Below are 10,587 nucleotides of genomic sequence, written 5' to 3' on the forward strand. Positions count from 1 at the left end.
ACCCACCTCGACCTGCCCACCTACCCCTTCCAACACCAGCACTACTGGCTGCTCGACTCCGGCAAAGCCGACGCCGACCGGGCGACCGGCACGCCCGAGGACCCGGTCGAGGCCGAGTTCTGGGACGCCGTGGACCGCGAGGACCTGGACGCGCTGATCAGCACGCTGGGACTCGGCGACGCGCAGGGTGAGCGCGACGGTGTGAGCACCGCCCTCCCCGCCGTGCTGTCCGCCATGGCGGCGTGGCGGCGGCGCCGGCTGGACCGGTCGGCGCTGGAGAGCAGTCGCTACCGCGCCACGTGGAAACCGCTGCCCGGTGTTGGGGACGGGCCGGGCACACCCGGCGGGGAGGGGGGCGCCTGGCTGGTGGCCGTCCCCGAGGCCGCCGCCGCGGACCCCGCGGTGGAGACCGTGCTCGACGCGCTGCGGCAACGCCGTGCCCAGGTGATCCGGTGGGACATCGCACCGGCCGACCTGCGGGACCGCGCCGCCCTCGGCCGAGGGCTCGCCGCCACGCTCGCGGAGGAGGACACCCCGAGCCGTCTCACCGGCGTACTCTCACTCGCCGCACTCGTCGACGAGGGCCTGGCCGCCGCGCACGAACCGGTCTCCGACGGCCTGACGGGCACGGTCGCCCTGGTGCAGGCCCTGGACGACGCTGGTGTCGAGGCCCGGCTGTGGTGCCTGACGCGCGAGGCGGTCTCCACGGGGAACACCGACACCGTCACCAATCCGCTGCAGGCCCAGATATGGGGGCTCGGCCGGGTGGTCGCGCTGGAGCGGCCCGAACGGTGGGGTGGGCTCGTCGACCTGCCCGCCCGGCTGGACGGGCGCGCCGCGCACCTGCTGTGCGCGGTCCTCGGTGGCGTCGGTGCCGAGGACGGAGTCCATGGTGAGGACGAGGTGGCGGTGCGCACCTCGGGAGCGTTCGGGCGGCGCCTGACACGGGCACCGCTGGGCGACGCGGCACCGCTGGGTGACGCGCCGCCGCAGGAGTGGCGTCCCCGGGGCACCGTGCTGGTGACGGGCGGTGCGGGCGCGGTCGGCTCGCACGTCTGCCGCTGGTTGGCCCGGGCCGGTGCGCCCCACCTCCTCCTGGTCGGCAGGCGAGGGAAGGACACGCCCGGCATCGCGGAATTGGTGACGGAGCTGACGTCGCTCGGGACGCGCGTGACTGTGGCCGCGGTCGACGCCGCCGACCGGGACGGGCTGCGGAAGGTGCTGGCCTCGGTTCCGCAGGAGTACCCGCTGACCGCGGTGATCCACGGTGCGGCGGTACTCGCGGACGCGCTGGTGCAATCCCTCACGGCGAAGCAGCTGGAGCGGGTGCTCAGGCCCAAGGTGGCCGCCGCCACGGTGCTGCACGAACTCACCGCCGACCTGGAGCTGGACGCGTTCGTGCTCTTCTCCTCGGCCGTCGGCGGGATCTGGGGCAGCGGCGGCCAGGGCGGATACGCCGCGGCGAACGCCTTCCTCGACGCGCTGGCGCAGGTGCGGCGTGCGGCCGGGCTGCCCGCGACCTGCGTGGCCTGGGGGTCCTGGGGCGGCGGCGGCATGGTGTCCGGCGAGGCGGAGGAACGCCTGCGCCGCCTGGGGCTGCCGCCGATGGAACCCGACGCGGCGCTCGCGGCCCTTGCCGCCTCGCTGGGCCGGGGCGAGACGCAGGTGATGGTGGCCCAGGTGGAGTGGGCGGAGTACGCGCCCGTCTTCACCGCGGTCCGCCCCAGCCGGCTCCTCGCCGATCTCCCCGACCTCGCCGCGCCCACCGCCGCGCACCCCGGCGCTCTCGCGGCCGAAGCGCCGGAGGGCGACCTGCGGGCCCGGCTGAAAGGACTGCCGGACGGCAAGATCGACGACGCCCTGCTGGAGACCGTCCGTACGCACGCCGCGGCGGTCCTCGGTCTGAGCGGGCCGGACGCGATCGGCGCCGAACGGGCGTTCAGCCTGGTCGGGTTCGACTCACTGACCTCCGTGGAGCTACGGAACCGGCTGCGGCGCGTGACCGGGCTGCAACTGCCCAGCACGCTGCTGTTCGACTATCCGACGCCGGTCGTCGCGGCGCGGTACCTGCGGGAGGAACTGTTCCCGGAGCGGACGGCCGACGGCGGCGACGGCGAGAGGAACGGGCTGCACGGGTCCACCGGTACGAACGGTGCGAACGGTACGGAGCAGGGGCCGGAGAACGGCGAAGGGCCGTCGCTCGACGACATGGGCGTGGACGACCTGGTGCGCATGGCGATGAAGAACGACGTTCCTGACGAGACGCGGAGGTCATGATGGCCGAATCGAAGGATGCCGTGGTCGAGGCCTTGCGGGCATCACTCAAGGAGACCGAGCACCTGCGCCGCGCCAACGCCGAACTGTCGGCAGCGTCGCACGAGCCGATCGCCATCGTGGGCATGAGCTGCCGCTACCCGGGCGGAGTGCGCTCTCCGGAGGACCTGTGGGACCTGGTCGCCGCCGAGCGGGACGCCATCTCCGGATTCCCGCACAACCGGGGCTGGGATCTCGACGAGCTGTACGCGCCGGAGCCGGGCACCCCCGGCAAGTCGTACGTACGCGAGGGCGGCTTCCTCTACGACGCGGACGAGTTCGACCCGGCCTTCTTCGAGATCAGTCCGCGCGAGGCGCTCGCGATCGAACCGCAGCAACGCCTCCTGCTGCAGTCCTCGTGGGAGGCGATCGAGCGGGCCGGCATCGACCCGACGACGCTGCGCGGCAGCCGCACCGGGGTCTTCGTGGGCATCGCGCGCCAGGAGTACGGGCCGCCGCTGCACGAGTCACCGGAAGCGCTCGAGGGCTACCTGATGATGGGCACCTCGGTCGCGGTCGCCTCGGGACGTATCGCCTACGTCGGAGGGTTCGAGGGGCCGGCCGTCACGATCGACACGGCGTGCTCGTCGTCGCTGGTGACGCTGCACATGGCCGCCCAGGCGCTGCGGAACGGCGAGTGCTCGATGGCCCTGGCGGGCGGCGTGACGGTCATGGCGATGCCCGGCGTGTTCATCGAGTTCAGCCGCCAGCGCGGGCTCGCCCCGGACGGCCGGTGCAAGCCCTTCGCGTCCGCCGCGGACGGTACGGCCTGGGGCGAGGGCGTCGGCATGCTGCTCCTCGAACGCCTCTCCGACGCGCGCCGAAACGGCCATGAGGTGCTGGCGGTCGTGCGTGGCTCGGCCGTCAACCAGGACGGCGCCTCCAACGGCCTCACCGCCCCCAACGGCCCCTCCCAGCAACGCGTCATCCGCCAGGCCCTCGCCAACGCGCGGCTGACGGCGGACCAGGTGGACGCCGTCGAGGCGCACGGCACGGGCACCACGCTGGGTGACCCGATCGAGGCACAGGCGCTGATCGCCACCTACGGCAAGGACCGGCCCGCCGACCGGCCGCTGTGGCTGGGCTCGGTGAAGTCGAACATCGGCCACCCGCAGTGCGCGGCGGGCGCGGCGGGCGTCATCAAGATGGTCATGGCCATGCGCCACGGCACGCTCCCGAGGACACTCCACCTGGACGAGCCGACGCCGCACGTGGACTGGTCGGCCGGCGCGGTGGAACCGCTCATGAAGACGCGGCCCTGGCCGACGCCCGAGGACCGGCCCCGGCGGGCGGCGGTGTCGGCGTTCGGTGTCAGCGGCACCAACGCGCACCTGATCATCGAGCAGGCTCCCGAGGCCCCGGCCATCGAGCCGCCGCCCGAACAGGAGACGACGCCCCACACCGCAGCCGGGCCGGTGCCGTGGATAGTCTCCGCGCGCTCGCAGCAGGCCCTGCGGGCGCAGGCGGCGAAGCTGCGCGACTTCGCCGCCGCCGACCCCGGCCTGGACCTCGCCGACGCGGGCTTCTCGCTGGTGTCGAGCCGGGCACTGTTCGAGCACCGCGCGGTGGTGCTCGGCTCTGACCGGGAGGCACTGCTTGCGGGCCTGACATCGCTGAGCGACGGCTCGGAGTCCGCAGCTGTGGTGTGCGGCGCCGCGGGCAGACTCAGTGGCTCCGTCTTCATGTTCCCGGGGCAGGGAGCGGGGTGGCCCGGGGTGGCGCGGCAGCTGTACGACGCGTTCCCCGTCTTCGCGCGGAGCCTCGACGAGGTCTGCGAACGCTTCGACGCCCATCTGCCCTACGCGCTGAAGCCCCTGCTCCTCGCCGACGCGCCACCGGAATCCCGGACGCGGCGAACCGACGTCGCACAACCGGCGCTCTTCGCCCTCCAGGTCTGCATGTACCGGCTCCTGACGCGGCACTGCCCACGGCCGGACCACCTGATCGGCCACTCGGTCGGCGAGATCACCGCCGCCCACGTCTCCGGCGCCCTCGGCCTGGACAGCGCGGCGAGGCTCGTGGCCGCACGGGGACGGGCCATGCAGGAGGTCACCGAGCGGGGCGCCATGCTCGCGGTGCGCGCCTCGGAGGACGACATGAACGCCCTCCTCCGCTCGTACGACCGTCTCGGCGTCGCCGCTGTCAACGGCCCGGACTCCGTGGTGGTCTCGGGCAGCCACGACGAAGTCCTCGCACTCCGGGACCGGCTCGTCGCCGACGGCACACAGGCGAAACCGCTGAAGGTGGACCACGCGTTCCACTCCCCGCTCATGGACCCGATCCTGGACGAGTTCGCGCGCTCGATCGACGCGTTGCCGGCGGGCGAGGCGCAGATCCCGGTCGTCTCGACCCGGCTGGGCCGCAAGGCCACACTCCAGGAGCTGACCTCCGTCGAGCACTGGGTGAAGCACGTCCGCGAACCCGTCCGCTTCTTCGACGCGGTGCGGTACACGCGTGCCGCCGGTGCGCAGGTCTTCCTCGAAGTGGGCCCGGGATCGGCCCTCGCGAGCATCACCAGGGAAGCCTTCGCCGACGAGGACGCGGCCGACACGGTGGTGGTCTCGGCGTCGCGGCGCGACCGCGGAGCGGTGGACGCGGTGGTCGGCTCGCTGGCCCAACTCCACGTCCGGGGCGGGTCCGTGAAGTGGGACGCCTTGTTCGGGGAGCGCCGGCGGGTGGCTCTTCCGACGTACGCGTTCGAGCGGCAGCGTTACTGGCTCGACCCCTCGGAGAGGGCGGGCGCGGCGGACGTGGCCGCGGCCGGTCTCTCGGCTCCCGAGCATCCGCTGCTCGGCGCCGTGGTGGACCACCCGGGCACCGGGGAAGTGGTCTTCACCGACCTGTGGTCCCTGCGGACCCACGACTGGCTCGCCGATCACGCCGCGTTCGGCGCGGTCGTCGTACCGGGCACGGCCTACCTCGACCTGGCGCTGTGGGCGGGCGACTTCGTCGGGTGCGCGGCGATCGAGGAACTCTCCCTGGAAGTCCCCCTGATCCTTCCCGACACCGGCGACGTGCGGGTGCGTGTCGTCGTCGGAGCGGCGGACGAGACGGGGTGCCGCTCCCTGGACGTGTACTCACGCCCCGGCGACGACGACCGGGCGGTGGGCGGCTGGACCCGGCACGCGACGGGGAGCCTGGCACCGAGCACACCGCAGCCGGCGGACGTACGGGCCGACGACGCGCACGCGCTCGCCGTGTGGCCACCGGCCGGGGCGAGGCGGCTCGCCATCGACGGCTTCTACGACTCCCTCGCGGCCACGGGGTTCGCGTACGGGCCGACTTTCCGCGGGCTGCGCGAGGTGTGGCAGCTCGGCGGTGACCTCCATGTGCGGGCCACCCTGCCGTCGACCGACGACGGGCCGGGCGGCGGCGGGTTCGTGTTGCACCCGGCGCTGATCGACTCGGTGCTGCACGCGGTGGCGGCAGGCGGTCTCCTCGACATGGCCGACGGCCAGGGCTGGATGCCCTTCTCGTGGTCGGGGGTGGAGCTGAGCGGTCGGTGCGGCCCGAGCGTGAAGGTCCGGATGACCCCGGCGGGCGACGGCGTCGTGTCCCTGGCGATCGCCGACGACCACGGCCGCCCCCTCGCGCACGTCGCGGCGCTGACGTTCCGGCCGGCCGGTCCCGAGCAGCTGCGCGCGGCACGAGGCGGGCACGAGCAGGCACTGTTCGAAACGCGATGGCGACCGCTCCAGCAGAGTGAGCGGCAAACCCCCCACGAGCGGTGGGGCGTGTGGGGGGCGAGCAACGGCCTGGCCTCGCGGCTCACCGGGACGGGCGGCGCGAAAGCCGTGTCGTACGCGTCCATGGACGACGTCCTCTCTAAGGAGGCGCCCCGGCACCTCGTCCTCTGCCCCGATGACTTCACCGCCGCCGGCCCGGACCTGTTCGCCGAGGTCACCGACGTGGACACGCGCGTACTCGACCGGGTCCAGCGGTTCCTCGCCGAGGAACGGCTCGCCGACTCCACGCTGGTGGTGCTGACCCGCCGCGCCGTGGACACCAGCGGCGAGGAGAGCGTCGAAAGCCTCCCCGGCGCGTCCGTGTGGGGGCTGATCCGGTCCGCCCAGACGGAACACCCCGGCAGGTTCCGCCTGGTGGACATCGACGACGAGGAGACATCCTGGGCCCGCTTCCCGGATGCGCTCGCCCTCGGTGAGGACCAGCTGGCGCTGCGCGAAGGCGCGTACCTCGTACCCCGTCTGGCACCCGCCGCGCCCGCGCACCACCAGCTCGAACCGCCTCCGGCGGGCGCCCACCGGCTGGGCATCCCGGCCAAGGGGACACTGGAGAACCTGACCTGGGTCCCGTGCCCCGAGGTGACGGCGCCCCTGACGAGCGGGCAGGTCCGTGTCGCGGTGCAGGCTGCGGGGCTCAGCTTCCGGGACGTCACGATCGCCCTGGGACTGGTGGGCAGGACAGCCGTCGGCACCGAACTCGGCAGCGAAGGCGCGGGAACAGTGCTCGAGGTGGCGGACGACGTCACCGGTCTCTCCCCGGGCGACCGCGTCATGGGCGCGTTCTCCGGCGCCTTCGGGCGCGTGGCCGTGACGGACCAGCGGCTGCTCGTGCCCGTCCCCGACGGGTGGAGCCACGCCGAGGCGGCGTCCGTGCCGAGCGCCTTCCTCACCGCCTACCACGCGCTCTTCCGCGTGATGAAGCTCGAAAAGGGCCAGCGCATCCTCGTCCACGCGGCGGCGGGCGGCGTCGGCATGGCCGCCGTACAGCTGGCGAAGCACGTCGGAGCCGAGGTATACGCGACCGCGAGCCCGGCCAAGTGGCCCGCCCTGCGCGCGCTCGGCCTGGACGACGCACACCTGTCGTCGTCACGTGACCTGGAGTTCGCGGAGAAGTTCCGCCACTCCTCGGACGGTCGCGGCGTGGATGTCGTACTGAACTCCCTCGCGCACAAGTTCGTCGACGCCTCGCTGCAACTGCTATCCAGGGGCGGCCACTTCATCGAGATGGGGAAGACGGACATCCGCGACCCCCGGCAAGTGGCGTCCGACCACCCCGGGGTCGACTACCGGGCCTTCGACCTCTACGAAGAGGGCCCGGACGCCACCCAGGAGATGCTGCGGGCCGTCATGGAGCTGTTCGCCGAGGGGCGGGTGCGGCTGAGCCCCCTCTCCGTCCGGAACATCCGCGACGCGCGCACGGCGTTCCGCGAGATGAGCCAGGGCCGCCACACCGGCAAGCTGATCCTCGAGGTGGGCGACGCGTTCGGCGGCGGGACCGTACTGGTCACCGGCGGGACCGGGGGAGTGGGCTCGCTGGTGGCACGGCACCTCGTCACCGCCCACGGCGTGCGCAGCCTGGTGCTGGCGAGCCGTCGGGGACCCGCGGCCGAGGGGGTCCCCGACCTGGTCGCGGAGTTGGAGGCGGCAGGCGCCACGGTCACCGTCGTGCCCTGTGATGTCGCGGACCGGGCCGCCGTGGCGGATCTGCTGGCGGAGATACCGCGCGCGCACCCGTTGACGGCGGTCGTGCATGCGGCGGGTGAACTGGCGGACGGCACCGTCGAGTCGCTGACCGCCGAGAGCCTGGGACGCGCGCTGCGGGCGAAGGTCGGCGGTGCGGTCAACCTGCACGAACTGACCCGGGAACACACCCTGTCGGCGTTCGTCCAGTTCTCCGCGCTCGCCGGCACGCTCGGCAGCGCGGGCCAGGCGAACTACGCCGCGGCCAACACCTTCCTGGACGGTCTGGCGGCCCGGCGCAGGGCGCTGGGCCTGGCCGGCACGTCACTGTGCTGGGGCTGGTGGGAAGAGCGCAGCGGCATGACGGCGGGACTGGACCAGGCCGACCTCTCAAGGACCCGGCGCCTCGGCGTCACCGCGATGCCGACACCCGAGGCGCTCGCCCTCTTCGACTCGGCGTGCGCGCTGGGCAAGCCCGTGCTGGTCCCGGCCCGCATGGACCTCTCCGCCCTGCGCGACAAGAGCGGCGACGAACTGCCGCTCCTCCTGCGCGACCTGGTCGACGGCAGCCGCCCCGCCCGGAACCGGTCGGACACGGCCAGGGACAGCGGCCCCCTCACCCTGCCCGCCGAACTGGCGGGTCTGCCGGAGGACGAGGCCCAGGCGACCGTCCTCGACCGGGTCCGCGAGCACGCCGCCCTCGTGCTCGGACACCCCACCGGGGCGGCAGTCGAAGCCGACCAGGCCTTCACCCACCTCGGATTCGACTCGCTGACCGCCGTCGAACTCTGCAACCGCCTGGCATCGGCGACCGGGCTGCGGCTGCCGTCCACCCTCGTCTTCAGCTACCCGACCCCCCGAGAACTGAGCCGCTACCTCTGCGAACTACTCCGTCCGGCACCGGACCCGGGCGCGGCCGAGGACGCCCGGATCAGGGACGTACTGCGCACCATCTCGATCGACGGCCTGCGCAGCGCGGGCCTCTTGGACCTGGTCCTGGCCTGCGCCGACCCACCGCGACCGGACACCGACGCACCGGTGCCGGGCGGGGACACGGCCGCGGGCCCGGACGCCGGCGAACTGGCGGTCATGGACGTGGAAGCACTGGTCGACCTGGCTCTGGACGAGAGGGGCAAGTGACATGACCGACTCGCCGGATCGCACAGCGGAGGGTACGGACCGGATCCAGCGGGCGCTCCGCACCCTGCTCGAGGAGCGCGACCGCCTCAGGCAGGAGAACGACGCGCTGAAGGCGGGCCGTGGCGCGCCAATCGCCGTGGTGGCCATGGCCTGCCGCTACCCGGGAGGCGTCTCGTCGCCCGAGGAGCTGTGGGAGGTGGTCCGCGCAGGCCGGGACGTCGTGGACGAGTTCCCCCAGGACCGCGGGTGGCGGGACCTGTACGACCCGGACCCCGACACCGCCGGCCGCTCGTACGTACGCCATGGCGGGTTCCTGACGGACGTGGCCGGATTCGACGCGGACTTCTTCGGCATCAGTCCGCGCGAGGCGCTGGCGACCGACCCGCAGCAGCGGCTGCTCCTGGAGACGTCGTGGGAGGTCTTCGAGCGGGCGGGCATCGTCCCCGCCGGTGTACGAGGTGCCGACGTCGGTGTCTTCACCGGGGTGAGCTCGCCCGAGTACGGGGCGCGGTTCCTGGAGACCGGCACGCACGAGCTGGAGGGGTATCTGCTGCACGGCAGCACCCTGAGCGTCGCCTCCGGCAGGGTGGCGTACGAAATGGGGTTCACCGGGCCCGCCATGTCGGTGGACACGGCGTGCTCGTCATCGCTCGTGGCCCTGCACCTGGCGGCGCAGTCACTGCGGTCGGGCGAGTGCTCGCTCGCGCTGGCCGGCGGGGCCTCGGTGATGTCGACGCCCGCGACCCTCGTGGAGTTCTCCCGGCAGCGCGCCCTGTCGGCCGACGGGCGCTGCAAGGCCTTCGCGGACGGAGCCGACGGGACCGGCTGGGCGGAGGGCGTGGGTGTACTGCTGCTCGAACGGCTGTCTGACGCCCGCCGCAACGGCCACCCGGTGCTGGCCGTCCTGCGTGGTTCCGCGGTGAACCAGGACGGGGCCAGCAACGGACTGACCGCCCCCAACGGACGCGCCCAGGAGAAGGTGATCCGCAAGGCGCTGGCGAACGCGGGGGTCGCCGCCCGTGACGTGGACGCGGTCGAGGCCCATGGCACCGGAACCGCGCTGGGGGACCCCATCGAGGCGGGTGCGCTGCTGGCGACCTACGGACGGGACCGCGCCGAGGGCAGGCCGCTGTGGCTGGGGTCCGTGAAGTCGAACATGGGCCACGCCCAGGCCGCCGCCGGGGTCGCGGGCGTGATCAAGATGGTGATGGCCATGCGGCACGGGTTCCTGCCCGGCACCCTGCACGCGGATACGCCCTCGCACCACGTGGACTGGTCATCCGGCGCCGTCGAGCTGCTGAAGGAGGGGCGCGCGTGGGCCCGGCCGGACGGCCCGCGTCGCGCCGGGGTGTCGTCCTTCGGGGTCAGCGGCACCAACGCGCACGTCATCCTGGAAGAGGAACCACCGCCGGCACCGGCCGCCCGGCCCGGCCCGGACGCGGGCGCCGCGGACGGTCCGCTGCCGTGGGTGGTGTCGGGCAAGAGCGCGGCGGCGCTGGAGGCGCAGGCGGGACGGCTCGGAGAGTTCCTGGCCACTGAGGCCGGGGCTGATGTGTCGGTGGCGGATGTGGGGTTGTCGCTCGCGGTGTCGCGGTCGGCGTTCTCGCACCGCGCGGTCGTCGTCGGCGCGGACAAGGACCAACTGCTGAAAGAACTCGCCGAGCCGGTGGTGCGCGGAACGGCCGACATCGACGGCAGGACGGTGTTGGTG

The 10,587-nt window shown here is 73.4% G+C and carries 3 protein-coding genes; all 3 read left to right on the forward strand.

Annotated elements, in window-relative coordinates; all coding sequences use genetic code 11:
* A partial coding sequence (locus GKQ77_RS19145) for an SDR family NAD(P)-dependent oxidoreductase (RefSeq protein ID WP_219690138.1) occupies window positions 1–2,277 on the forward strand: 2,277 nt, incomplete at its 5' end.
* A 20-nt stretch (window positions 2,278–2,297) separates the two neighbouring features.
* Entirely contained in the window at window positions 2,298–8,876 is a 6,579-nt protein-coding gene (locus GKQ77_RS19150; protein ID WP_443728924.1) for an SDR family NAD(P)-dependent oxidoreductase, read from the forward strand.
* A gap of 1 nt (window position 8,877) precedes the next feature.
* The coding region (locus GKQ77_RS19155; protein ID WP_219690140.1) for a type I polyketide synthase at window positions 8,878–10,587 on the forward strand (1,710 nt) is incomplete at its 3' end.

It is taken from the genome of Streptomyces anatolicus, from assembly GCF_019400875.1.
GTDB lineage: Bacteria > Actinomycetota > Actinomycetes > Streptomycetales > Streptomycetaceae > Streptomyces > Streptomyces anatolicus.